This window comes from Carboxylicivirga agarovorans (assembly GCF_050589845.1).
In the GTDB taxonomy this organism is placed as follows: domain Bacteria; phylum Bacteroidota; class Bacteroidia; order Bacteroidales; family Marinilabiliaceae; genus Carboxylicivirga; species Carboxylicivirga agarovorans.
Genome location: NZ_JBNGPA010000002.1, coordinates 352,354 through 377,258, shown reverse-complemented (window position 1 = coordinate 377,258; position 24,905 = coordinate 352,354). Strand labels below are relative to the sequence as shown.

At 40.8% G+C, this 24,905-nt stretch carries 21 protein-coding genes; 2 read left to right on the top strand and 19 right to left on the bottom strand.

The features are described from left to right. Positions 1 to 16 precede the first annotated feature (16 nt). The 13 genes from ACRD69_RS03665 to ACRD69_RS03605 form a co-directional block, all read right to left on the bottom strand. Positions 17 to 448, bottom strand: coding sequence for a hotdog family protein (locus tag ACRD69_RS03665; RefSeq protein WP_430813708.1), 432 nt, complete (start codon positions 446 to 448; stop codon positions 17 to 19). Between the two features lies 1 nt (position 449). Continuing rightward, positions 450 to 1,517: a methyltransferase gene (locus ACRD69_RS03660; protein ID WP_430813707.1), complete on the bottom strand. Its 1,068-nt coding sequence runs from the start codon at positions 1,515 to 1,517 to the stop codon at positions 450 to 452. 6 nt (positions 1,518 to 1,523) lie between these two features. Further along, the gene (locus tag ACRD69_RS03655; RefSeq protein WP_430813706.1) at positions 1,524 to 2,414 is read right to left on the bottom strand and encodes a lysophospholipid acyltransferase family protein; all 891 of its coding nucleotides are present in this window, start codon (positions 2,412 to 2,414) and stop codon (positions 1,524 to 1,526) included. Next, positions 2,414 to 2,653, bottom strand: a complete 240-nt coding sequence (locus tag ACRD69_RS03650) for an acyl carrier protein (protein ID WP_430813705.1) — start codon at positions 2,651 to 2,653, stop codon at positions 2,414 to 2,416. Before ACRD69_RS03650 ends, ACRD69_RS03655 begins: the two co-directional genes overlap by 1 nt. A 25-nt stretch (positions 2,654 to 2,678) precedes the next feature. Further along, positions 2,679 to 3,905: a beta-ketoacyl-[acyl-carrier-protein] synthase family protein gene (locus tag ACRD69_RS03645; protein WP_430813704.1), complete on the bottom strand. Its 1,227-nt coding sequence runs from the start codon at positions 3,903 to 3,905 to the stop codon at positions 2,679 to 2,681. Positions 3,906 to 3,910: 5 nt separating this feature from the next. Continuing rightward, entirely contained in the window at positions 3,911 to 4,636 is a 726-nt protein-coding gene (gene flxB / locus ACRD69_RS03640; RefSeq protein ID WP_430813703.1) for a flexirubin biosynthesis SDR family reductase FlxB, read from the bottom strand. A 44-nt stretch (positions 4,637 to 4,680) separates the two neighbouring features. Then, a complete protein-coding gene (gene flxA / locus ACRD69_RS03635; protein WP_430813702.1) occupies positions 4,681 to 6,198 on the bottom strand; it encodes a flexirubin biosynthesis tyrosine ammonia-lyase FlxA in 1,518 nt (505 codons plus the stop codon). A 170-nt stretch (positions 6,199 to 6,368) separates the two neighbouring features. Continuing rightward, positions 6,369 to 7,280 (bottom strand): alpha/beta hydrolase, encoded by a 912-nt coding sequence (locus tag ACRD69_RS03630; RefSeq protein WP_430813701.1) that lies wholly within the window; start codon positions 7,278 to 7,280, stop codon positions 6,369 to 6,371. Positions 7,281 to 7,452: 172 nt separating this feature from the next. Continuing rightward, positions 7,453 to 7,791 (bottom strand): DUF2023 family protein, encoded by a 339-nt coding sequence (locus ACRD69_RS03625; RefSeq protein ID WP_430813700.1) that lies wholly within the window; start codon positions 7,789 to 7,791, stop codon positions 7,453 to 7,455. Positions 7,792 to 7,983: 192 nt separating this feature from the next. Next, entirely contained in the window at positions 7,984 to 8,487 is a 504-nt protein-coding gene (locus tag ACRD69_RS03620; RefSeq protein WP_430813699.1) for a flavodoxin, read from the bottom strand. A 180-nt stretch (positions 8,488 to 8,667) separates the two neighbouring features. Continuing rightward, complete coding sequence (locus ACRD69_RS03615) at positions 8,668 to 9,018, bottom strand: DUF6686 family protein (RefSeq protein ID WP_430813698.1); 351 nt, start codon at positions 9,016 to 9,018, stop codon at positions 8,668 to 8,670. Between the two features lie 229 nt (positions 9,019 to 9,247). After that, positions 9,248 to 10,876: a hypothetical protein gene (locus ACRD69_RS03610; RefSeq protein ID WP_430813697.1), complete on the bottom strand. Its 1,629-nt coding sequence runs from the start codon at positions 10,874 to 10,876 to the stop codon at positions 9,248 to 9,250. Positions 10,877 to 10,879: 3 nt separating this feature from the next. After that, positions 10,880 to 11,665 (bottom strand): ABC transporter ATP-binding protein, encoded by a 786-nt coding sequence (locus ACRD69_RS03605; RefSeq protein ID WP_430813696.1) that lies wholly within the window; start codon positions 11,663 to 11,665, stop codon positions 10,880 to 10,882. Between the two features lie 378 nt (positions 11,666 to 12,043). On the opposite strand from ACRD69_RS03605, the gene ACRD69_RS03600 reads away from it, so the two are divergent. After that, positions 12,044 to 13,327 (top strand): L-cysteine desulfidase family protein, encoded by a 1,284-nt coding sequence (locus tag ACRD69_RS03600; RefSeq protein ID WP_430813695.1) that lies wholly within the window; start codon positions 12,044 to 12,046, stop codon positions 13,325 to 13,327. Positions 13,328 to 13,459: 132 nt separating this feature from the next. Here the strand turns inward: ACRD69_RS03600 and ACRD69_RS03595 are convergent, their stop codons facing one another. From ACRD69_RS03595 to ACRD69_RS03585, 3 genes are all read right to left on the bottom strand, one after another. Next, the gene (locus tag ACRD69_RS03595; protein ID WP_430813694.1) at positions 13,460 to 14,704 is read right to left on the bottom strand and encodes an MFS transporter; all 1,245 of its coding nucleotides are present in this window, start codon (positions 14,702 to 14,704) and stop codon (positions 13,460 to 13,462) included. A gap of 850 nt (positions 14,705 to 15,554) precedes the next feature. Next, on the bottom strand, positions 15,555 to 16,352 hold the full coding sequence (locus ACRD69_RS03590; protein WP_430813693.1) for an FkbM family methyltransferase: 798 nt from the start codon (positions 16,350 to 16,352) through the stop codon (positions 15,555 to 15,557). A 270-nt stretch (positions 16,353 to 16,622) separates the two neighbouring features. Beyond that, positions 16,623 to 17,753, bottom strand: coding sequence for a M14 family metallopeptidase (locus ACRD69_RS03585; protein WP_430813692.1), 1,131 nt, complete (start codon positions 17,751 to 17,753; stop codon positions 16,623 to 16,625). A 234-nt stretch (positions 17,754 to 17,987) separates the two neighbouring features. On the opposite strand from ACRD69_RS03585, the gene ACRD69_RS03580 reads away from it, so the two are divergent. Beyond that, positions 17,988 to 19,631 carry a M28 family metallopeptidase gene (locus ACRD69_RS03580; protein ID WP_430813691.1) on the top strand — a complete coding sequence of 548 codons (1,644 nt, stop codon included), beginning with the start codon at positions 17,988 to 17,990 and terminating at the stop codon, positions 19,629 to 19,631. A 265-nt stretch (positions 19,632 to 19,896) separates the two neighbouring features. Here ACRD69_RS03580 and ACRD69_RS03575 read toward each other — a convergent pair whose 3' ends face one another. From ACRD69_RS03575 to ACRD69_RS03565, 3 genes are all read right to left on the bottom strand, one after another. Next, entirely contained in the window at positions 19,897 to 20,496 is a 600-nt protein-coding gene (locus ACRD69_RS03575; RefSeq protein WP_430813690.1) for a MarC family protein, read from the bottom strand. A 466-nt stretch (positions 20,497 to 20,962) separates the two neighbouring features. Further along, positions 20,963 to 23,242, bottom strand: coding sequence for a beta-glucosidase BglX (gene bglX, locus ACRD69_RS03570; protein WP_430813689.1), 2,280 nt, complete (start codon positions 23,240 to 23,242; stop codon positions 20,963 to 20,965). 102 nt (positions 23,243 to 23,344) lie between these two features. Next, positions 23,345 to 24,898, bottom strand: coding sequence for a RagB/SusD family nutrient uptake outer membrane protein (locus ACRD69_RS03565; RefSeq protein ID WP_430813688.1), 1,554 nt, complete (start codon positions 24,896 to 24,898; stop codon positions 23,345 to 23,347). Between the last annotated feature and the right edge of the window lie 7 nt (positions 24,899 to 24,905).

The following is a 24,905-nucleotide window of genomic DNA, read 5'->3' as shown; positions in this document are numbered from 1 at the left end:
AGTTGTTTCATATGGTCTAATCCTCTTTAAGAAAGATATTCAATACACATTTTGCCAATTCCCGGTTACCACTCCTCACAACTCCTTCAGCAATATTAACACCCATGGCATTATTTACAATGGTCACCTGGGTTTCCAACACATCCCCTATCTCCGGACAGCTAATGATTTCAAGTTGCTTAACCGAACCGATGAAGCCAATTTTAACAGCACTGTTGTTCTTCCTGGCGTTACATCCTTCGAGTGCGGCGGCTGACTGAGCCATATTCTCAATTAAGCCGGCCTCTTCAAACCTGGTTCCGTTAACAAACGGACTGCTGGCTTTTATCTCAAAAGTTGTTGTAACCGCGATATCGCTAAACCGTGTTACTCCATCAATAAAAACGAAAGGATCACGCTGTGGTATCAGCTCCTCAACAGGCCAGTTTATTTCTTCTCCGGAATTCACCTTATTTTTTCTTACAGATTAATAATGTATGGCTAACACCAATATTTTCAACTGTTTCTTCAACTTCCAGGCCTGCTTTATCAACCAGCGCAAGCATATCTTCAGTATGATACATCTGACTGCAGCCATTGGCTATATTGGTAAAATACAATGATGTAGCATGTAAGCTATAGGTAGATGCTTCGAACTCCTGATTGTCCCAGTATGTTTCAAGGATAAATACACGCCCATTTTCATCAATGGCATTGTATGAACGTTTTAAAAGCTCTAGGATATCTTCTTGTGAGAAACAATCAAGGAACTGGCTCATCCATACGATATCTGCTCCCTGTGGAAAAGCATTTGAATGATCCAAAAGGTTAATTGGATGTCCGTCAACACGATCAGAAAAACCATTCTGCTCGATGTTTTGCTTCGCCACGTTTAACTGTCCCGGTAAATCAAGAATGGTCACATTAACATCCGGGTTGTATTTGGCACATTGTATTGAAAACTTACCGGTATTACCTCCAACATCCAAAATACGTTTAGGGTTGTTACGGAAAACGATTGGCATTATTTCCGGGAAAGCATAATCAGAGTAATAGTGGTCAAAAGCAAACCAGCTTTCCTTAGCTTTTTCAGGCAGGTGTGCCAATCCTTCGTATACGGTTGGCCATTCACCAAATTCTTTCAATCCTGTAGGTTTACCCTCTTTGATAGAATCCTCCAGTGTGAACATCCCTTTGTAATTAACATCCTGCGTAAAATCCATATTCACGCGTGTTAACTCATCACTAAGAATATACCACCCGGTTTTGGTAATTTTATATAAATCATTTTCTACCATCACCATCTCAAGGCTCAAACCAGCTTCAAGTAATACTTTCACACCATATTCTGAAATCTTAAGTTCTTCTGCTATAGACGCAATGGTAATTCCTTTTCGCTTCGATTTAATCAACTCTAATATTCCCAGGTTACGCAAAGCCAGGGCAGCCTGAAACATGATTGGAGCAAACGCTATTTTTTGAGCATCGAATTTAGCTTGCAGAGCGGATTTATTGTCTTTTCCGTAGGTTACTGACATAGTTTATTATTTTTCGCTGTTCCAGAACTTGTGGTAGTTAAACCATTGTAATGGATATTTCAGCACCATCTTTTCTAAATATTGAACGTATTCAAACACCATTGTTTCCGTTGTTGCCTTTTTAAGGTCAGGTTTGCGAAAACTTGGGTAAACTTTTCCTTTTGTAGCATAAAAGTGATAGTGGCGATTGCTTTCCTTTAGCGTAAAAACGAAGCTAACAGGTATGGAATAGCGACTGGCCAGCATCATCGGACCAATGGGGAAAGCTGCTTTGGCTCCTAAAAAATCAAGCTCAATGATCGGGCTTCCCTCCACGAAACGATCGCCATGCATGGCCACTAACTCTTTATTTTTAAAGGCCTCGATCACACTGAACATGTGCGACATATCATCCTTTATAGGTATTATATTGACTTTCTTTTTTTCCATCGCTTCTTCAAGCACTTCTTTCAGGTTTTGGCGTTCTACCTCAACCATTAGAATATTTATCACCGAATCAACGCGCTCAAGCAATTCACCGGCTACTTCCCAGTTGCCCATATGAGCCCCAAGAAGCAGGCCTCCCTGCTTATTTTCAACCAGTTCGTGTAAATATTCTTCGCCTTCGAAATCAAAAGTAAACTGATCCTTCTGACCCGACAGAATGGCTATTTTGTCAATTAATACCTTACCCAAAAACACATAATTGCCATAAATGCTTCTTATGGTTTTTAGTCTGCTATACTTAAGCCTTTTATGATAAAAGTGGAATATTGATTTCTTATCAGAGAAGATCAAATAGAAAAATGAAACCGGTTTGAGCAACAGGTATGCCAGTCGAACATCTTTTTTCAATAATGAAATAAATATTCGATACCCAAGCGGACTTCCTTTTGACTTTCCCGTCCACTTACTCATTAGGCATTCTTTTCAATGTATTCGTATAAGTCGGTCAACACGCGAATGTCTTTCATTTCTTCGCGCTGAACCTTAAACCCGAATTCCTTTTCAATAATGACAACGATGTCTACAAAATCAAGGCTCTCTAACCCTAAATCATCTATCAGGTGTGCATCATCAGCAATCACATCCTGCTCAATCTCAAATTCGTCGATCAAAAATTCATCAACAATTTTCTTAATCTCTGTTCTTTCCATCTTTGTAGTCGGTTACTATTCTTCTTTATTTCTTATACTTCGATAAAATTATCGTTGAGTTTGTTCCTCCAAAGCCAAATGAATTTGAAAGAACTGTATCCATATCTTTTTCTGTTGTTTTACTAATAATATTCAGCTTTGCCGAATCTTCATCGGGTGTTTCAAAGTTGATATTGGGTGCAATAAATGACTTGTCCATCATAATTGAAGAGTAGATCAATTCACTTGCTCCACCCATCCACATTTCATGGCCTGTCAATGATTTAGTTGAACTGATTGGCGTATTGCTGTTACCAAAAACAGTATGTAAGGCACGGGCTTCCATCGTATCTCCTACCGGAGTTGAAGTGGCATGCGCGTTAACGTAGTCAATATCCTTTGCAGCCATATTAGCATCCTGCAGGCATCGTTCCAAAGAAATGGTTGGTCCTTCCTGGTTAGGTACAGAAATATGATCACCATTGGATGAAAAACCATATCCTTTTATCTCGGCAACAATATCAGCACCTCTTTTCAGGGCCGATTCAAGTGTTTCAACAACCAGTGAAGCACCTCCTCCACTTGGAATTAAGCCGTCCCTGTCTTTATCAAATGGACGGGAAGCAGCCTCAGGTTGATCATGACGAACCGAGAAAGCTGACAAACCATCAAAGCTACCCATTGATTCAGGGTTAATTTCCTGACCACCTCCACAAAGCACAATATCCTGATATCCGTGCTTAATAAGAAAATAGGCCATCCCAACAGCATGTGAGCTACTGGCACAGGCACCACTAACGGTAAAATTGATTCCACGAAGCTTGAAGATAACCGACAAGTTCATAGAAATGGTTGAGTTCATACTTTGGAATATTGAACCCGATCCTAACAGTGTTGTATCTTTTGTTTCGCGTACACGGTCAATGGATTCAATCACCGGTATGGATGAACTATCGTTACCATACAGAATTCCCACTTCATTCTTTTCCAGGAAATCCATGTCAATTTTAGCATTTTCAAAAGCCTCAACAGTTGCCATGTAAGCATATTCACCCTGCTCAGGTATTCCAATACGCTGTCTGCGCGACAAAAGTTTTTTTAAATTGGGGCGTTCCAATATCCCTGTTAACATTGATCTGAATCCAAGTTCCTTACGAACATGGTCCAAACCTATACCCGAGTTACCTTTGTATAATGAATTGGTAACTTCTTCAATATTCTTTCCAAGAACCGAATAGATTCCAACACCTGAAATAACAACTCTTCTATCCATAGTAATTAGCTATACATTCCGCCGTTAACAGCAATTGTTTCACCTGTAATATATGATGCATCATCTGATGCCAGAAAGCTCACTACTCCTGCCACTTCTTTAGCTTCGCCAAAGCGATTGAGGGGAATCATTTTCTTCCACATTTTCTCATCGATGTGCTCAGTCATTTCGGTTTTGATAAAACCCGGGGCAACGCAGTTAACTGTTATCTTTTTCTTACCAATTTCCATTGCCAATGACTTGGTAGCAGACATTACAGCCCCTTTTGACGCCGAATAATTAACTTGTCCCGGATGCCCTTTTTGTCCTGACAGGGATACCACATTAATAATTCGTCCAAACTTATTAACAATCATGCCTTCAAGCACCTGGCGGGTAACATAAAAGAAACTGTTCTGGTTGGTCGTGATAACCTTATCCCATTCTTCATTTGTCATGAAAACCATCAGGTTATCAGCTGTAATACCGGCATTATTAACCAGGATATCAATCTGCTGATCGTTTTTACTCATCCAGCCACCCAATACATCCTGTACTTCCTTTGCATTGGAGACATCAAATGGCAGCAACTCTCCTTTACCATTCTCTTCTTCTATTTCGGCCAGCACTTTTTTAGCCTCATCATGATTTGAACGGTAATTGATAAGTACAAAATAACCCTGTTGTGCCAATTTTATTGAAATGGCTTTCCCTATTCCTCTTGAACCTCCTGTAACTAGTGCGTATTTCATCTGTGTATTATTTTATCTTCTTCAATCAGATGTCACTTAGCAGACTATTTGCCCTCGGGCAGTTCCACATAAGTATTAAACAAGTGATTTACCATTCTCTCAATCTCCTCATACTTTGGAGTATCCTCAACAAACACAGGAACAATAGCTCTTAATTCATCATAGATATTCTTGGTGAATGAAGATAGTTTGTCTGCAACTTTCAGATAATCGATGGCCTGCAACAAAGCCATCATTTCAATTGCCTGTACCTGGTAGGCATTATCAATAACACGTTTTGTAAGCATTGCTGAGTTGGTACCCATACTTACAATATCCTGGTTATCGTTATTCGTTGTAATACTATGAACATACATAGAGTTGGACAATGTCTGATTTTCAGCGGCTGTAGAGGTTGCTGTAAACTGAACTCCCTGCATACCCAGGTTAAGTCCTAAAGTGCCAAGGTTGACAAACGGAGGTAATATTTCGTTTATCTTGCTGTTGAATAAAAATGCAATCTGACGTTCAGCCAACATTGAAACTCTGGTCACCGCCAGCTTAAGCTTATCCATCTCTAAGGATACATAATCACCATGGAAGTTACCCCCGTGATAAACGTTCTCATTTTCAACATCAACAATTGGATTATCACTTACTGAGTTAGCTTCATTGATAACAACCTTATTGGCCGACTCAACAGTTTCGTATACAGGACCTAAGATTTGTGGCACACAACGAAGCGAGTAATACTCCTGTACTTTTCTTTTAAAGATTCGCTCATCGGCGTTATTGGCAAAGAAATGATCTTCACGGCGGGCAATCAGCTGGCTGTCATTTAAGATACTTCTCATTGATGCGGCGATCTGATCCTGACCATCGTGCTTTTTCACAGAGTTAAGAACCACTGAAAAGTGGTCGTCAAATGACATTACAATCTCATTCAGCATAACCGATGCTATCAACGACCAGTTAAGCAGCTGCTTCGATTTGATGACATTAACCAAACCAACACCTGTCATCACAGAGGTACCGTTAATAAGCGACAAACCTTCGCGCAACTTCACCTCTATCGGCTCAATATTCAGCTCTTCAAACACCTCTTTTGTTGGTCTGAACGCTCCTTTGTAAGTCACATGACCTTCTCCAATCAACACCAGAGCCATATGGGCCAGCTGCACCAGATCACCGCTGGCACCCACACCACCATGTTCTGGCAGGAATGGATAGATATCAGCATTAATTAACTGTTGCAACAGCTTAATACAAGACGGGTGAATACCTGAATGACCTTGCATTATCGCTCGCATACGAACAAGCATTGAAGCTTTTGTGTATATGGAAGGGATTTTCTTTCCTGCTCCTGCCGAATGGCTTCGAATAAGATTGTATTGTAAGTCTATTAGCTTATCATCATCAATTCGATATTGAGCCATTGGCCCTAAACCGGTATTAATGCCGTAAATTACTTTATCTTTCGTGAACTCTTTAAGGAATTCAAAACTCTTTTCGACAGTATTGTAACTCTCTGAACTAACTTCAACATCCTCACCATTTATCAAGATGTCAAAAACATCATTCATAGTTAGGGGTTGTTGGCTATTTAACCTGATCATAAGTGAACTATTGCAACATATAATTAATAAGGCTGCAAAGAAAGTAAATTCTTATTAATTTTTAACATATGCGCAATCAATGTTTCTCTAAAAAATCTTATTTAGACAAACTATTTTTAAGAAGGTTGCATCCCCTGTTAATTAGCCGTATAATACAGTCCGTTAAACAATTGCTGATACATCGCAAACACCTCATCCTTACTATCTGTCATATCACCGGTAAAGAAAGAATGACTGTTATGTCGTGGCTTCTGACGACCAATTATGTCAGACATATCAATGTAGTTGACATTACTTAAACGTTCGCTTTTAACCCGCACTCCAAGAGGTCGTTTAGAATGGGTAAATAACTGCAGACCCCTGAGCAGGAAATCGTGCTTATTGGAAATGATATAAATGTTATTTTGAATATTGAGCCTTGCCAACCACTGTATATGATTTTTATCATCAACAGCTGCACTGTTTAAAATAACATTATCAAAAGGATGTCCTGAGCCACCAGCTGCAAACTGCATAGCGTAGTCTTCTATAAATTGATTACCCAGGCTGTGAGCCATTAAACTGACCTTTGCATCAGGGTACTTACCGGCAAACTCATTGCGCAACGAAAGAAAAAAGTTAAACTGCTGTTGATAATCGCTAATAATTCTTTTAGCCTGCCTGAGGTTGGTTTGCCTGCCTTTACTGTTTCTATACGGCCAGTAAAAGAAAATCACTCTTACGTCATATTGCTTTTGAATAAGGAGTGAACGCTCTATCACATCATCAATGGCTTTTCCGTAGCCATGAACGTAGAACAAAAAGTTTTGCCCCTGCACCTCATCTTCATTCTGAATTTCTCCAACACTTACAGTTTTATACTTTAGGGTATCTCCCGTGTTGACCAATTGAAAGATATTACAACGTGAAGCATCTTCTGATGATCTTTTGTCTAACAATAACTTTGTATTGATATCATCTTCACTGGCCACAAAATATACAGTCTCGTATGAAGCATTACTTTCTAAACCAGCAACTAAGCACAACAGTATAATCATTAATCTAATCATAGGCTCTGGCAAAAACTGTTTAATTAATAACACTCCAATACTATACATTGTTCTATCTCAATAGTATCTTTTTTCCGTTCTAAACACATAGAACTCAGTCGATATTAATAAACAGCATGCAATCGCTGATATGCAGTTGATGGTTGACTATACGTTCATAACAGGTAAAATATCAGCAGGCATCCTTTATTGCGGAATTTTGCTTTCTTTTCAGGAAGCGTGAGCATTGAACGACCTGGTTATAACCAAGTAGTGCTCCTAAAATAAAATCCTCCTCAGTTGTCAGTTCATTTAGCGGTTTGTGACAAAAACATGCAATCACTTCAACGCACTCTTTGGCTCCAAAAAATACATTTACCTTTTGACTCGTTACCTGGTAAATCCGGTAATCTATTTGGTTGGCGTCTAACTTCTTAATCGCCATTGCAACATCACCGGCCGCCATGGTATGCAAAATCAGATTACGCAAGCCTTTTTTGTATTCGTATATATGATGACAAAATACTTTCATTGACAGTTATTTATTAAAAAGAACAAGCCACAATTACTGTTGAATTTTTATACCTAATGATGTACGTTTACATCGGAACAAATGAACATTGGAATCGTAGCAATTGTAACCTGTTCTTATTATCAGAGTCTATAAAAGAGCTAAGGCAAAAGGTCGGTCATTAAAACTCAGTATATAGTCTCAGCTTATGTATTATTGCAACTGGTCACGCAAATCATTTACCCATTTTTCAATGCGCGCATCAGTTTTATCGCTTTCATTATCTTCATCAATGGGCAGCCCTACAAACTGACTTTCCACCTCGGCAGTTGAAGCATCGTAGCTATATTCATCTACCGAAACCATCCCAACAATTTCACAACCTTTATTGGCAATGGCATTATAAATTGTACCCATACCGTCTACAAAGGTATCAGGATAGGCATCGGCATCACCTAAGCCAAACAAAGCCACTTTCTTACCTTCTAACTTAGCTGACTCCAATTCACTGATAAAACCTTCCCAGTCGTCCTGCAAGTCACCAAGCCCCCAGGTGCTGGTTCCCAAAAACAGAAAGTCATAGGCTTCAATTTCAGCAGCAGATGAGTTTTCAACATTTATTAACTTTGCTTCATTACCGAGTTGTGCATTTATCGCTTCGGCTACATTTTGTGTGTTACCGGTACTGGTACCGTAAAATATCGCTGTCTTCTTCATTTTGTTGATTGTTTTGATCAATACAAATGTATTGGCAACCCTGGGGTTTTACAATCGCCAAAAGTTGGGCTTTTTAAGCTTCATCTTATCACAACCTACAACACCACAGATCTTCACAAACTTGATTTGCTGAATATTACAACATACACCTAACTAATTGTGGTTACTAATAAATAATGATTAATTGGCACCTGGCTGAATACCAATTTCTTTTACTGACAAAAACAGCCCGGCATCAACTTTTCGCTTTTGACATTTCAGCAACTGCTGCAGCTCTTTTAACTCCAGGCTATTCAACATCATGGATGCATTTTTATGACCAATAGGAACTATTATTTTACGCGAATAAACAACATCAGCATTTATTGCTTCGTAGTAGCAACCGTCCATGCGGGCAAAGCATTGTTGAAAATAATGAAACTCTTCTTTTGTGAAAGAGAACAAAAAATTATGAAACTCAACATGTATCTTTTCGCAATTGGGGCATATAAATACCCGCCCATTTGGTGTTTGACTCAGAACTTTATCCATTATCAGTTTTTATTTCTAATTTGGATAAATCCTAAATACAAAGCAATCACCACAATTGGTGAAACAGCCTGTTGGCAATAAAACACCATTCCCCAATGCGCAGAAGAAAGAAATGCAGAGCACATCAATACCTGAAACCACCACCTGCAATTAGTAATTACGCAAACATTTGTCTAAGACAGGCCTGACAATCAAACGAATCGATTTGTTATCTGTGCATATTATTGACTTAACGCTTACGAATACTTCTGTAGCTCAACGAAAAGATGAATGGCAGCAACACACACAAAGCAATGCTGATACCGATATGGGCAAGCGAAATAAGGTAAACCAAACCTATCAAAACTCCTATCAAAAACATGCCCAGGAACATACGCAGGGTCTGCTCACCTTTATTAACCATTTCACGGGCTTGGGAAAAAGGCAATGGGTTATTTTGCATACGCACCAGTAAAACAGATAGTATGGCAGTTAATGCTGAGCCAAGTATTACAACCGGCAGTACGTCAATGCCCCATATCCATATAATTGGAATAAGATAGAATAGTTGCAAAGGCAGGTAAAAGGTAAATAACATTGCCTTTACAGCACCCGATTGAATGTGATACTTTTTGCTGGTGGCAGTCATATCATAGATCCAGGCCGCCTTGGGTGTGTCGGTATATGGAATGACCGAGATCCCAATGGTTCCGAAAAAGCCTGTTACCACAAACATGAGGTACTTTGACGATGAAGCCAGCTCATTGACAAAACCAGACAGATCATTAAAATCGGGACGCAAAAAAGCAACGACCATTATTAAGCTATAGGCAAACATCGGGTACACCTGCTGCTTAAGTTTCCGATCACTTTTGACATGCCGCATGGCAAAACGCCACCCTGTCTTCTCAAGCTCTGACACACAAAGGAGTGATAAAACTTTGTTTCTCCAACTTTTCTCTGATCTGACCTCAAGCGGTTTTACGGTCTTTGGCGCAGCATTTCCGCTTTCTGACAAGATAGCTGTAAAGCCCGATGACAATGCCCTGATCAATAAAAAGCTACCCGCTATTACCGCCACAAGCGTTATTAATGTCAGTATCAGATGCATCTGACTTCCCGCCCCGCTCATTAGCTGGGTGAAACCGGCAAACCATACAGACGGGAGCAAATAAGCCCACCAAACCTCTTTAAACATGAATGAGCCCACATTGGCATCCTCCATATAATGCGGCACCAGCTGATAACTGGCCATAATAACAACTGCCAGAGCAATCTGAAAGTAATTTAAAACATCTTTAAAGCGCTGAGCGCTCACAAGCTTTGACAATGACATATAAAATCCGACAGCCAGTATTAAGGTGAACCAGGCACATAACAATACTCCAACAACAAAAGGAAGCGCTATCCAACCTTGAAATATGACCAGGTAAAAAGTAAATGGCAGACTTAAGGCGAAAGCAATATTGCTCATATAAACTAATACATGTACCAGGCGAACTGCCAATAGTGTGCGTGAAGAAACCGGTCGGGGTAATAATATCTGGTTGTCATTTTCATCAAATAACACCGAAGTAAACTCTGTTAAGAGAATCGTGCCTTCAAACACGATCAAAAAACCGAAAAACACCGATAATTGCAGCATCAGATCATTGACACGGAACAAACTAAATACAATCATCAAGCCTAAAAAAGCATATATAAAAAGTTGCTTTATTAATGTTTGCTTCTTTCCTCCTGACTGAAAACTATTGGGCGGTCGGCGAAAATCAATTTTTAGTTTAGCGTTTAACAGCGCCCAAAAATGCATAACATCAACCCCCAGTGCCTTTAAAACCAAATTAAGAGGGGAAACAAATAGTTGCTTAACTGCGCTCATAACTTAGTTTTTAAATACATCATCCAACACACTGGCTTCACCTTCCCTTTGATCGCCACCGGTTAAATTGGCAAACAATTGCTCCAGCGAAGCTTTACTGTCTTTCTGTAACTCTTCAAAGGTACCGTCAGCAATCACCTTGCCATAATCAATGAGTATTATACGATCCGAGATCTTCTCAACCACATCCATCAAATGTGAGCTGTAAAAAATAGTTTTACCCTGCCGCGCCAACCTTGTAAGCATATCCTTTACCAGGATCACTGAATTGGCATCCAAACCCGACAAAGGCTCATCCAGAAACAGGATATCCGGATTATTGATCAATCCAGCTATGATGAGGATTTTTTGCTTCATGCCCTTCGAGAAAGTATCCATGCGCTGGTTGGCATGTTTATCCATCTCGAAATATTTCAGTAACGATTCTGTACGCTCAGCTATTAATCCGGGTGTCATATCAAAGAGTGTACCCACCAGGTTCAGGTATTCATTGGGGGTCAAAGCTTCATACAAAGCACCGTTTTCAGGCACATAACCAATATGGCGTTTAATCTTCAGGTCATTGTCACGCAAAGGAATGCCCATTACTTCTACTTCACCCTCAAACGCGGTTAAAATACCGCACAATACTTTTACAGTCGTGCTCTTCCCGGCCCCATTGGGACCTATATATCCGATTATCTGCCCTTTATTAATTGTCAGGTCAATACCTTTTAGCACCTGCTTTTTTGAATCACCCCGGCCAAAGGATTTTCCAAGGCCACTTATTTTTATGCTTATATCTGTCATCAGGTTAGGATTATATAATTATCAAGAAGAAGCTTAACGTTCTTTTTAACGGTCAGTAAAAATAACCAGATCTCATGATATCCTACAACCATGCCCTATTATTTTTTATTCTAACATTTAAACTGTCGAATTGAATAATCGTCGAATTGTTAAACTGTCGAAGTGTCGAATTGATTAATCGTCAAACTGATTAATTGTCGAGTTGACAAACTGTCGAATTGATTAATTGTCGAATTGAACATCCTCACATCGAACATCCAAACATCCCATCCCCTCACATGATTTTTCTCATAGGTGCGATTAATCATTTTTACATATGTGTCTATCTATATATTTTTGCACCATCAAATTCTAATAACAAGATCAATACATAAAGATATGGACAAGTCTGATAATCGTTATTCGGCTTATATTAATATTCTGCATGAGGAGTTAATGCCGGCAATGGGTTGTACGGAGCCTATTGCTATAGCCTATGCAGGAGCCATGGCCAGGAAAATATTAGGCCAGTTGCCGGAGCGTGTTTTGGTTGAAGCCAGCGACAACATTATTAAAAATGTGAAGAGCGTTGTGGTGCCAAACACCGGTAACTTAAAAGGGATCGAAGCTGCTGCTGTTGCAGGTATTGTAGCTGGTGACGCCGATAAAGTACTGGAGGTGATATCGCAGGTTAATGATGATGAAAAGGCTGCAATTGCTGAATTTTTAAACACACAGGAGGTGAAAGTTAAACCGGCCGACAGTGATGTAATCTTTGATTTATTCGTTCATGTCTTCAAAGGTGAGGAATGTGCTTCTGTTCAAATATCGCATTATCACACCAACATTGTTAAGATCACGAAAAACGGTGAAACAACACTATTTAACCACCATTGCGATGATTTAAATACAAAGCATAAAACCGATCGCACCATAATGAGTGTGAAAGACATTATTGACTTTGCCGACTCTGTTGACCTTAGCCTTGTAAAAGATGCCTTGAATCTTCAGATCACTTACAACACAGCCATTGCCAGTGAAGGTATTAAAGGTAACTGGGGAGCTAACGTAGGTTCGGTTTTACTAAAAACATGGGGTAAAAACGACGTTAAAGTGCGTGCCAAGGCATTTGCTGCAGCAGGCTCCGATGCACGTATGAGCGGTTGCGAGCTACCTGTTATGATCGTATCAGGCAGTGGCAACCAGGGACTGGCGACTTCGGTTCCGGTTATTGAATATGCCAAAGAATTAAAAGCCGATGAAGACACCATGCTTAGGGCTTTATTGGTTTCCAACCTGGTAACCATTCACCAAAAAACAGGCATTGGCCGTTTATCCGCTTTCTGTGGTGCAGTTTCAGCAGGGGTAGGTGCCGGTGCCGGAATCACATACTTACATGGTGGAAAATACAAGGAGGTAGCCCATACCATTGTTAATGCATTGGCAATTGTTTCGGGTATTGTATGCGATGGAGCCAAGCCTTCGTGCGCTGGTAAGATTGCCTCGGCTGTGGAAGCTGGAATACTAGGCTACCACATGTATAAAAATGGGCAGCAGTTTTACGGCGGCGACGGAATTGTTGTTAAAGGTGTTGAAAACACCATTAAAAACATTGGACGTCTCGGAAGTGTTGGTATGCGCGAAACTGATAAAGAAATTATCCGCATGATGTTAGGCGAATAATTGATTCGCTAAACATCATTAATAAATCTATAAATGAAAATCCTCCTTACAATTACCTCTGATAAACATTTTGTAAGGGGGATTTTTAATATCCGGAACGCCTGGAAACAAGCAAAGGAATACTAATTATTACTACCTGTATTTTTGCGAGTATATCCACGACGCGCCAAAGCCGATAAAAGAGAATACAGCTAAAACCACAAACACATGCTGATGCCCGCTTATGCCAGGTGATCGTTCCAGTAAAAAACCTATGAGCGGACCTGCAAAAACATCAGGTGTATACCCGACGAGCGATATCAGACCAACTGCTGTTCCAGTGAAGTACAGAGGAATATTCCCCTTTTCCATCACGGCAAAATACAGACAACGCACCGCATAAACTCCACTTGCAACAATGAGTGTGGAAACACCAAACAAGAGTTTTGCTGAATCAATGATCATACCTGATGCATACAATAGTGATCCTGCAAAAGCAACCATAAAACCTATGCTAAGCCACAAGGTAGTTCGCGATCGGTCGGCCAGCAATCCTACTAACACACCGACCAAAGGGCGAACGTATAATAAAATGGTACCTGTCTGTGCCGACTGAACCTGGTCAAACTGCATTACATCACTGGCATAAAGCGAGAAAACATCGGTTACTTTATAACCCACATAGGCACACAAAATAATCAGCATTAGCAGCCAAACCGATGGTAATCTCAACACTTCCCTTATTTGCCGCATGTCAATATTGTCAAGTCTGGCATTTGCCTGAGCGTAGTTCTCCAACCTTAGAAAAAACCACACCAACACCCCAACGATGGCAACTATTGCACTGCTCACGAATATTACACCCCGAAAGGCAGAACGGGTTTCATGCAAGCTAAGCTCTCCATCATTACTCATAAGCACTGAAAACACCATTACGCCAATACTGCCCAGTAATGCACCAACCAAACCACGTCCGCCATCTAAAAAACCAAAGGCCTTACCCTGCGACGTTTCACCTCCCCACATACGCGTGGCTTTAATCATGGGTGCCCAAAACAAGAAAATGCTTGTAAATCCCCAGTATGCATATAGAATTTGTAACACATACAAATCGGGGAACGTAGCATATAGCACACCTCCCAATGCCGTTAGCCACAAGGCTATGGCAATAAGCTTGCGCGGCAACATCCTATCGGCCAGCGGGCCACCCAGAACATATGAGAACATGGCAACCACTTCATATACCGAAAAACATAAACCCAACTGCAGGTTATCGAGTCCAAAAACCTCCAGTACGGTTGGCCTGAATACCCGGGCCAGCACAAAAGGCAGAATAAACACAGCCTCTCCGGCCAGGATAAGTAAAAGCAGAATATATAAGGGAGTTTTTTGTCTCATAGTGTTTATTGAACTGTCTAATTGATTAATTGTCGAAGTGTCGAACTGATTAACTGTCGAAGTGTCGAACTGATTAACTGTCGAAGTGTCGAAGTGATTAATTGTCGAACTGATTAATCGTCGAACTGATTAATCGTCGAATTGAATATCCAACATCCTCACCTCTCATCTCATGAACCGGTTTTTATGCATAAATCTTTCCACAAACATACCAATACAAACAGCACAGGTCAATTACAATGCATGCATTGTAATTTGAAAAAAATCGTAAACAACTCAGAACCTGACAAGTAGATAGAAAAACAGATCAGTTACGTTAAATACATTAACAAGCAAACGTTAGAAAAACCAGGCTTTTTGTTCAAAAACACTAAAAAAAGCGTCTTATCAGGCCAATTCAGCCTGTTTTTGACCCATTTTCGGGTCTCCAACGGTCTTGCTTCGGTATTTCTTCGGTAATTGTTCGGCTACGCGCGTAGCCGAACAATTACCGAAGGATTACCGAAGAGCTGCCGAACAATTACCGAAGCGGTCCCGAAGATGATCCGAAGACGAAAGCAAACAGACTGCCGGAATTATCGAATAATTGATGGTGAAAATCAGATAGCTTTGTTATATAATGCCTCCTTAAGCTATAAGCTGAGTTCGCAAACAAGCAAAATATTAAAACTACACCAAACCACAAGCCATTAAAAAATCCTGATATTAATACATCAGGATTTAATTTTTCATTCTTACGAAATATTCATTTATCCATTAAGGCCTTCTGATATGGCTTAAGTTTTCATATCGGTTTTTCCGTGTAGCGATTAAAGAGAGCCAGATCACAGAAAAACTTATACCTCTGTAACTATTTTTTAGATAACAGCTTGATCAGCTCACTATCATCTTTTCGGACAGCGATAAAATTTGGTCCAATGAAATCCTCGTACTTGTATTCATATTTTCTGAATTCAACCTTTTTCGGAAATATCTTACCTAATACATATCCATAATCCTCAAGAAGTTGGTAGTAATCGATCAGCAGTTTTTTTGTGTGGATATTGATCTGACCATATTCGAACTGCAACGCTTTGATCTTACCCGCCTTTAAATAATCTTCAAATCCACGGATAGCATCATACTCAGCTCCTTCCAGGTCGAGTTTTAGAAAGTCAATTTCAGTAATATTTAAACTTTGCATATAAGCCGATCCATTGACCAATTCAATGTTTTCAACTTTTGCCGGCTTTTTCTTTTCATTATCATTGCCATAGATGGTTGACAGAGTGCTTGAACCATAAATGTTGATCTGCTTTGTACATTCTTCTGAAAACAAGCCTTTATGAATTGGATGAATGTTACTGTGGTCTTTTACCCGTTCCTTTAATTCATTAAACGTAGATAGTACAGGTTCAAAAGCGTAGATATTGCATTGAGGGTTATATTGAGTCAAAAGCAGGCTGTATTTTCCTACATTAGCTCCTCCATCGATAATAACACCAGGCTTTAAACCTGATAGTTTTTTTATAACTACAAGCTCTCCATTACTATAAGGATCATAGTTTCTATTTTCATACAACCGATTTAAAGCCCTCCCAAACCCTGCTAATTTGCTAAAAAAATAATTATTCGTATTACGTTTAAAAGTACGTTTAAGACTATTCATTTGAATCTGATTAATTAATGATACATCGTTAGGGCGCTTAAAAATAAAGATTAATTTTAAATTACCACCTACTTTGGGCCAGCGCATGCAATAGCTGACCTGTATCCAAACCCTTAATCTGAATGCAAAAATTTTCAGTTATAAAACGTTAACTATTTACAGAAAAAACAAATCCTGACGTTTGAAACATCAGGATTTATATATTGAGAAATAGTTATCAACTAACTATGATGTATTTGTGTAACTAGCCCATAAGGAGCGGGTTATTCATTACAAATCATCTACTATGCCCAGTAGTGTTGTCACTACCGACTCTCCCAGTCTAATTGAGCGCTCTGACGACCATCCAAATACATCATCAGGTATATTGTCATTTTGCTTAAATGGCATTTCAAGGGTTTGTGACAGGCAATGAAACTCTTCACCCAGGTTTTTAGAACCTATTTGCAGGTTGGCTTTTCCCGGTTCGTTCTTAGGGTAACCATATTCGTTTTGCATATCAGGGTTGATGGCCATCCAGGTGTTAATGAATTTATCGGTCAGGTTTTTCAGTTTCTCGTCAAATGATGGTATCCCTTCAATACCTGAAATAAAGTTATAGGGCAGTGCCTCATCGCCATGCACATCAAGCACAAAGTCCATACCTGTCTCGCGCATTTTTTCTTTCACATAGTATACCTCAGGGCTATTTTCGATTGATGGCTCTGCCCACTCGCGGTTCAGGTTAATACCTTTGGCATTGACGCGCAGGTTCCCCAGTATACTTCCATCAACATTCATATTTGGCACCAGGTAAAAGTTTGCCTTATCCAGCAGGCTTTTGGCGGTGGCATCATCTTCATCCAGCAAACGCTCAATTAAGCCAAGCATAAACCACTCGGCCATTGATTCACCCGGATGCTGGCGTGAAATCACCCACAGCTTCTTCTTATTTTCATCGTCATCACCAATTTTAAGGAAATCGATCGGACGCCCCTGCGTTGTCTCACCTATTATCTCCAGCTTACAATTAGGTGATTGCTGCGCGTTATTGATCAAATCAAGGTGTTGCTCATACGAGAATGGTGCGAAATAGGCGAAATAAACCGAGTCAAACTCAGGCGTAAAATCAATGCTCAGCACCCCATTTACATAGGTTGTAGGAACCTGAAACCATGTTTCGCGGTCGTATGATGCACGGGCCTGATAGTTTTCCCAGCCCTCAGGATATGCAGCCTCACCGGCATTGAGCAAATGCAACTGACATTTTTGATCTTTAGCCCCCTGCATTCTGAAATAGAACCATTGGAGAAAGTCGGAATGCGTGTCTTTACGGATTTTCAACTGAATATTTTCCGGATTTTCGGCATTGACAAGCTCAATGTTTCCGGCATCAAAGGTGGAGGAGATATTAATTTTCATGAGTTTAAAGTTTTTATTTTAGTTGTCACATGGAACTTACCACTTCATTCGTTTATAATACTATTGCTCATGGCTCGTTTCATGCGACTATTATTTATTCATGTGTAATAGCAGTTATAAAAATAGGTATTACAAGTTGTCATTCAAAAAGCTGAGTTCTGATTTAAATCAGTTATGTGAATTCTTTTGCATTGATAAAACCTATCTTTACAGGCTCAATACAAAACCCATATCATGCTTAAACAAATTAGTACAGCAATAGTTATAATGCTATTAATTGCTTGTAACACAAATGAGCAGGCCCTCCAGAAAGCCGAATCTGTTATCTCAACAGAAAAGATGAAAGAATATATTGTGGAACTGGGGAGCGATGCCTACCAGGGACGCAAACCCTTTTCAGAGGGAGAACAACTTAGCATTAATTACCTGCAAAAGTGCTTTAAAGAGATAGGCCTGGAACCGGCCAATGGTGATAGCTATCTGCAAGAAGCCCCCCTTGTCATGATTAAGGGTGAAGTACAGGAACCTCTGCATCTCACAACTGCTGATAAGCAACTTTCGTTAGACTACTCCAATGACTTTGTAACTTTTTCGAGACAGATGAAACCGGAACTGAAGCTGGAAAACTCGGAAATGGTGTTTGCCGGATATGGCATTGTTGCCCCGGAATATGGCTGGAACGATTATGCCGGACTCGATGTAAAGGGTAAAACCGTTGTTGTAATGGTCAATGATCCGGGACTGGATTCGGGGCGTGAAGATTTTTTTACCGGTAATGCCATGACCTACTATGGCCGATGGACTTATAAATATGAAGAAGCAGCCCGCCAGGGTGCAGACGCCGTTTTTATTATCCATGATGATAAAGGAGCAGGTTACCCCTGGTCGGTTGTCGTTAACTCAGCTGCCGTAGCCAAGGTGTACCCCGAGTCGGCCAATAACTATACTGACCGTTGCCAAATGGAAGGATGGATACATCAGTCAAAGGCCAGGGAACTGTTTGCAGCACTCGACCTCAATCTTGAGGAATTGATTCAGGCATCGAAACAAAGTTCAAACACTGGCTTTGTCATGAACACAAGGGCGAGCACCTCACTCTCAAACACATGGAAGAAAGCTGTTTCACACAATGTAATGGGCATGATTCGCGGCACCGACCTGTCAGATGAATACTTATTTTATTCGGCGCACTGGGATCATTTGGGTATCGGCAAAAAGATTGATGGAGATTCAATATATAACGGAGCTGTTGACAACGGCACTTCTCTTGCCTGGATGATGGAGATTGCACGGGCCTTTAAAGCCATGCCCCAGCCTCCACGGCGTTCCGTCATTTTCTTTGCACCCACAGCCGAAGAGTCGGGCCTGAATGGTTCGGGGTATTATGCCGATCATCCGGTTTTTCCGATCAATAAAACAGTGGCGAATATCAACAACGATCTCATGCTTCCTTTTGGTCGATGTAAAGACGTGATGGTTACAGGTTATGGCAAATCGGACCTGGATGATTTATTGGCTGCTGAAGCCCAAAAACAAGGACGCTATATATTACCTGATCCCAATGCCCATACCGGCATGTATTATCGTTCTGATCATTTTAGTTTTGCACGCGTAGGTATACCGGCCTTATTTGCCCGTGGTAACAATGATCATCGCGAAAAAGGCAAAGCCTATATGAGCGAAAAAGAACAGTACTGGATCAACAACTGCTACCATAAACCGGATGACGAATATGAGGACTGGTGGGACTTAAGTGGCGTTGAGGAAGATGCCAGGCTATTATTCAGGGTGGGCTGGCAGATTGCCAACAACGATGCCTATCCGCAGTGGAAGGATGGATCGGAATTTAAAGCCATTCGCGACAGGCAGTTTGAATAAGTTAGTTCTGCATTTAATAGCAGGCACCGGTTAACAGGCCTGTTTATAAAATAAATGGAGGGTGTGCGGAAATAAGTTTACAATACAGATAGTTGAACAGATTGTAACCATCAATTTTAATCACCTCACCTCGGTCCTCTCAATTAGAAGGGTTTATTACCCCGCAGGGGAAGGGTTAGGATGAGGTGATTAAGTAATAATTTTCAGCTTATAATTTTCAATGCCTGTTTTTAAGCACCCCTTTTACATTATAGTTATCAAGACTTTAACTCTGAAAGCTTTTTATAAACTCCATCACAATATTGCCGAAGTTGGTCATAAACAGTTTCACCGACATGGCAAGTAGTATGATGCCGAAGAACTTCTTCATGACGTAAATACCTCCCTGTCCTACAACCCGCTCTACAAACTTTGACGACTTAAGTACAAAATACACTACTGCAATATTAAGGAACAAGGCAATAATGATATTGATGGTGTCAAACTCGGCACGAAGCGATAACAAAGTAGTAAATGACCCTGCTCCGGCGATCAGCGGAAATGCAATAGGAACAATGGATGCCCCGGAAGGTGAATCGTAGCGGAATACTTCGATCCCAAGTATCATTTCAAATGCCATAATAAGCAGTACAAAGGAACCAGCAATGGCAAATGAGGATATGTCGACCCCAAATAAACCAAGCAAGGCTTCACCAACAAATAAGAATATGATCATAATGGTGAATGCAACCGATGTGGCCTGAAAAGCTTTAATTGGTCCGCTTTTCTTCTGCAAATCAAGAATAATAGGCAGAGAGCCAAGAATATCAATTACGGCAAACAGCACAATAAATGCCGAAACAATCTGTAAGAAATTAATTTCCATAGCATGAGGTTTTGCGCAAAGGTAATAATAAAACCACGGATTGTTCTTTCGGAGTGAATTCTAACTTTTCAGATGACCATACGCTATCGTTGTTAGTCACCCATTGAATCTGAAATCACCCGCTGCCTTGCGAACAATTTTACTGAGCTAAGGCACTTCAAGCTGCATAAAGACTGAAGATCTGCTTCATCACAAGTCCTTCCGGGCTGGTGTCTTAGGTATTATCTTATCAACATCTTCACCGGTGGTTATTCGAATTTAGTCCCTTCAGGATATTGAAATAATAAGGAATTGAGTATTCTTAAAAATCTCAATACAAACCATCTCTGCCGCGCAAGTACGATAGCTTCGTACTTGTGCGGCAGCGATGGTAAATAACAGGCTGAAGCTGATATAATAAAAAAGAGCCTGTCTCAATTACATCGACAAGCCCTTCTTTAAGCCTTTAGTAAGTACTATTTCGTTGCTATTGCATTACAAACTGTGCTTGTTTTACATCAACCGAATTACCACCAACAAACACCTTGAACTGTCCAGGCTCCACCACGTATTTTCCACAAGGGAAGTAATAGCCAAGTTCTTTTTCGGTCAGTTCAAAACTTATTGTTTTTGTTTCTCCGGCTTTGATCATCACTTTCTCAAAGCCCTTTAGCTCTTTGACCGGACGAGCGTATGTAGCTGCAATATCCTGAATATACAACTGCACCACTTCTTCTCCATCAACAGACCCGGAGTTACTAACAGAAACACTAACATTGATCTTACCATCTTTTGTAATGGTGTTTTTATCCAGTGTAATATCAGAATAATCAAATTGTGTATAACTCAAGCCGTAACCAAAAGGATATTGCGGTGAGTTTGGCGCATCGTTGTAACACGAATACAATACCCAGGCATCGGTTTGACCTGTTGGGCGACCTGTGTTTTTATAGTTATAGAATATCGGGCATTGACCAACATTACGCGGAAATGTAACAGGCAACTTACCTGAGGGGTTGTATTTGCCAAATAGAACATCGGCAATGGCATGCCCCCCTTCAGTTCCCGAATGCCATGTCTCCAAAATAGCAGTGGCTTTCTCTGCAATTTCAGGAATAGCCACCGGACGGCCGGTCATAAGTACCACCACAATGTTTTTATTCACTTTGTAGATCTCGTCAAACAACTCCTGCTGCAGGCCTTTCAAAGTAATATCGGTCATACTGCGTCCTTCGCCGCTCTGATAGCAGTCTTCACCAATGGCCAGAAGCACAACATCTGATTGACGGGCTGCTTTCACAGCTGCTCTGAAGCCAGAACGATCGCTTTCATTAAAGATCATTCGGTCGGTGAAATTGCGTGGGCCTATTGATAACTGGCAACCTTCAGCATATTTGATTTTTGTTGACGAACCAACAGCTGCTTTGACACCTTCCAGCAGAGAAACCGCTGAATGACTAACGGCCTTTGCGCGCCAGTTACCCAGTGGTGAATCTTTATCGTTAGCCAGCGGGCCAACAACTGCAATTCTTTTGGTTTCGGAACTCAAGGGCAGTATCTGATTATCATTCTTCAGAAGCACCATTGATTCGCGTGCAACTTTACGCGCAGCTGCCTTATGCTCATCGGTGTACATCATGCTTTTTTCGTTCTCCACATTGCAATATCTGTATGGGTCTTCGAACAAACCAAGGCGGTATTTAATACGTAGAATACGACGGGCAGCTTCGGTAATCAGTTCCTCATCCACCTTACCTTCAATTACCAGCTCTTCAAGGTGATTGATATAGGCACGAGCCTCCATATCCATATCGGAGCCCCCCTTAATGGCTCTTTCAGCTGATTCTTTCAGATCAGCTGCAGCACCATGCGTTTCAATCTCTCCTATACTGTTCCAGTCAGAAACAACAAAACCGTCAAAGTTCCATTCTCCTTTTAACAGGTCACGTTGCAAATAACCGCTTGCAGTAACAGGTAGTCCGTTGATTGTATTAAAGCCATTCATAAAGGTCGCTACATTACCTTCGACAGTGGCTTTAAACGGTGGCAGTACAATGTTATGCAATGTTTCATTTCCTATTTCAACAGAATTATAATCGCGTCCTGATTCGGAAAAGGCATAACCGGCAAAGTGTTTGGCACAGGCTGCAATCGTGAATTCATTGCCCAGGTCATCACCCTGGAAACCTTCTACACGGGCTTTTGCAAAAGCACTTCCTAAATACGGGTCTTCACCTGCACCTTCCATCACACGGCCCCAGCGTGCATCACGGCCCACATCAACCATTGGTGCAAATGTCCAGTTAATACCCGATACCGCAGCCTCTTTGGCAGCTACTTCTGATGACAGGCGGGCTAATTCCGGATTCCATGAAGCAGCCTCAGCCAGAGGAATTGGAAACATTGTTTTGTAACCATGTATCACATCATATCCGAAAATCAGCGGAATACCCAATCGGGAGTTCTCAACTACGGTTTGCTGAGCCTTTCGTGTTGCTTCAGCTCCATTGACATTTAACATTGAGCCTACACTTCCTGCTTTCAACTGCTCTAACAGGTCCTGTGCCCCGGCATTATCTTTTGGTGCCGGTCCTGTCATTTCCCAACGACTGGTATACTGATTTAACTGTCCTACCTTCTCAGCCAATGTCATTTTAGCCAGTAAATCCTCTACAAACTGGTCTTCCTCGCTCAACTGCTGTTGCTTTTGTGAGCATGAGACCAGTAACAATGCCAGTAACAGCATTAACCAATTTAAATTTCTCATTCTATTATCTGTTTGTGTATTTATAATCCGGATATATTGAAGGCTGCCATAGAGCAGCCTTCAAATATAATCATTAATGTAGTTAATACACTAAGTAGAATCTTAATTATAGCCTGGATTCTGATCTTCAATTGAGATACCGGCATTCAGGTCAATTTCTTCCTGAGGAATTGGGTATAGTTCATTTTTACCGGAGGTAAAACCACGTGAAGCCAGTTCGCTTGCTGCATCACCCCAGCGAACCAAATCCCAGAAACGGTGCCCTTCAAAAGCCAACTCAAGTGAACGTTCCTTTTTAATCACATCAAACAAGGCGTCACCGGTTAATCCTTCCCACGCCGAATGGTCAGTAAAGCCGGCTCTTTCGCGTACATCCCTGATTAAAGGAACAGCCTGTGCATCCATACCATCGCGGTTATAAGCTTCAGCAGCCATCAGCATTACATCAGACAAACGGATCAGTTTAAATGGCGTATTCCAGTTTACTTCAGTAACCCCACCCTCAGATGTTTCAGAAGGAATAGTAGAATACTTCAATCGGATATAACCTTCAAAGGCATCCCAGTTATTATTACCTGCTCTGTTCACTTCACCCCCGGCAGCAACAAATTCAGCTTCTGAAATAGTTGAGGTATTGTACCTCTCAGCGCCGGCCTCGGCTTGCAACAAGTCACCAAATTTCCCTGTTGGCACATTAAAGCCCCAACCGTTTGTATAGCCTATGACATCAAGGTTATTGAATGAATTATCGCCTCGCGGCCCACACAACTGAACAATAAAGTTCGATTCAGCGGTACCGTCCCATGGTCCTCCCCAGTCATGTGCATTTTTGCTTGAATAAAGCACCTCAAAGATCGATTCAGAACCGGCACGTTCTTCACGCAACCAAATCGTACTGTAATCTTCTACCAGTGAATAACTTACATCATCAATAACACTCTGTAACAGTGGATGCGCGTTGGCATAGTCTTTCTGATACAGGAAAACCTTGCCTTTTAAAGCCTGTGCTGCTCCCTTTGATACCCTGAATTTTAAACCTTCGTCCAAATCATCTTTAACAGGCAAAACAGTTATTGCTTCGCTTAAGTCTTTATGAATTTGATTATAGATAGTTGTTTTGTCTGTTCTTGGATTATCAACACTGATTTCGGTCGTATTAACCGTGTAAAAAGGCACATCTCCCCACATGGTTACCAATTCGAAATAGGCATATGCCCTGAAAAACTTAGCTTCGGCAGAAATCTGCTCTGCATTTTCAAGCTCAGGTGAAATGGTATTTAAGATGGCATTGGATGCATTTACAATTTTATAAAAGGAGTGCCACACATCCTTAATCGCCGGGTTGTCATACTCATAGGTAAAATTGTTTAACTGTTGCAACTTAGGCTGGTCGGCCGAAGAACCTCCCCCGGTATTTAAATCATCACCCTGCAGGCCCTTTACAAAGAATATACTAGACCAGTCACCATAGTTATTATAACCAATTTGCAAATAATCATACACTCCAATTATGGCCGCTTCTGCCTCAGCCTCAGTTGTTAGATAGTCGGAGCTATTAAACTGGCCGATTGGAGTTTTGTCTAATACGCTATCTGAACATGCACCAAAAGCAAGAATCAGAAGCAAAGTATATATGCTATATTTTATTTTTTTCATTGTTCTT

What these genes read in the sequence shown, in the direction of transcription:
- ACRD69_RS03660 (WP_430813707.1), bottom strand. Translation starts at nt 1,517, where the DNA reads ATGTCAGTAACCTACGGAAAAGACAATAAATCCGCTCTGCAAGCTAAA.
- ACRD69_RS03655 (WP_430813706.1), bottom strand. Translation starts at nt 2,414, where the DNA reads ATGAGTAAGTGGACGGGAAAGTCAAAAGGAAGTCCGCTTGGGTATCGA.
- ACRD69_RS03650 (WP_430813705.1), bottom strand. Translation starts at nt 2,653, where the DNA reads ATGGAAAGAACAGAGATTAAGAAAATTGTTGATGAATTTTTGATCGAC.
- ACRD69_RS03645 (WP_430813704.1), bottom strand. Translation starts at nt 3,905, where the DNA reads ATGGATAGAAGAGTTGTTATTTCAGGTGTTGGAATCTATTCGGTTCTT.
- flxB (WP_430813703.1), bottom strand. Translation starts at nt 4,636, where the DNA reads ATGAAATACGCACTAGTTACAGGAGGTTCAAGAGGAATAGGGAAAGCC.
- flxA (WP_430813702.1), bottom strand. Translation starts at nt 6,198, where the DNA reads ATGAATGATGTTTTTGACATCTTGATAAATGGTGAGGATGTTGAAGTT.
- ACRD69_RS03630 (WP_430813701.1), bottom strand. Translation starts at nt 7,280, where the DNA reads ATGATTAGATTAATGATTATACTGTTGTGCTTAGTTGCTGGTTTAGAA.
- ACRD69_RS03625 (WP_430813700.1), bottom strand. Translation starts at nt 7,791, where the DNA reads ATGAAAGTATTTTGTCATCATATATACGAATACAAAAAAGGCTTGCGT.
- ACRD69_RS03620 (WP_430813699.1), bottom strand. Translation starts at nt 8,487, where the DNA reads ATGAAGAAGACAGCGATATTTTACGGTACCAGTACCGGTAACACACAA.
- ACRD69_RS03615 (WP_430813698.1), bottom strand. Translation starts at nt 9,018, where the DNA reads ATGGATAAAGTTCTGAGTCAAACACCAAATGGGCGGGTATTTATATGC.
- ACRD69_RS03610 (WP_430813697.1), bottom strand. Translation starts at nt 10,876, where the DNA reads ATGAGCGCAGTTAAGCAACTATTTGTTTCCCCTCTTAATTTGGTTTTA.
- ACRD69_RS03605 (WP_430813696.1), bottom strand. Translation starts at nt 11,665, where the DNA reads ATGACAGATATAAGCATAAAAATAAGTGGCCTTGGAAAATCCTTTGGC.
- ACRD69_RS03600 (WP_430813695.1), top strand. Translation starts at nt 12,044, where the DNA reads ATGGACAAGTCTGATAATCGTTATTCGGCTTATATTAATATTCTGCAT.
- ACRD69_RS03595 (WP_430813694.1), bottom strand. Translation starts at nt 14,704, where the DNA reads ATGAGACAAAAAACTCCCTTATATATTCTGCTTTTACTTATCCTGGCC.
- ACRD69_RS03590 (WP_430813693.1), bottom strand. Translation starts at nt 16,352, where the DNA reads ATGAATAGTCTTAAACGTACTTTTAAACGTAATACGAATAATTATTTT.
- ACRD69_RS03585 (WP_430813692.1), bottom strand. Translation starts at nt 17,753, where the DNA reads ATGAAAATTAATATCTCCTCCACCTTTGATGCCGGAAACATTGAGCTT.
- ACRD69_RS03580 (WP_430813691.1), top strand. Translation starts at nt 17,988, where the DNA reads ATGCTTAAACAAATTAGTACAGCAATAGTTATAATGCTATTAATTGCT.
- ACRD69_RS03575 (WP_430813690.1), bottom strand. Translation starts at nt 20,496, where the DNA reads ATGGAAATTAATTTCTTACAGATTGTTTCGGCATTTATTGTGCTGTTT.
- bglX (WP_430813689.1), bottom strand. Translation starts at nt 23,242, where the DNA reads ATGAGAAATTTAAATTGGTTAATGCTGTTACTGGCATTGTTACTGGTC.
- ACRD69_RS03565 (WP_430813688.1), bottom strand. Translation starts at nt 24,898, where the DNA reads ATGAAAAAAATAAAATATAGCATATATACTTTGCTTCTGATTCTTGCT.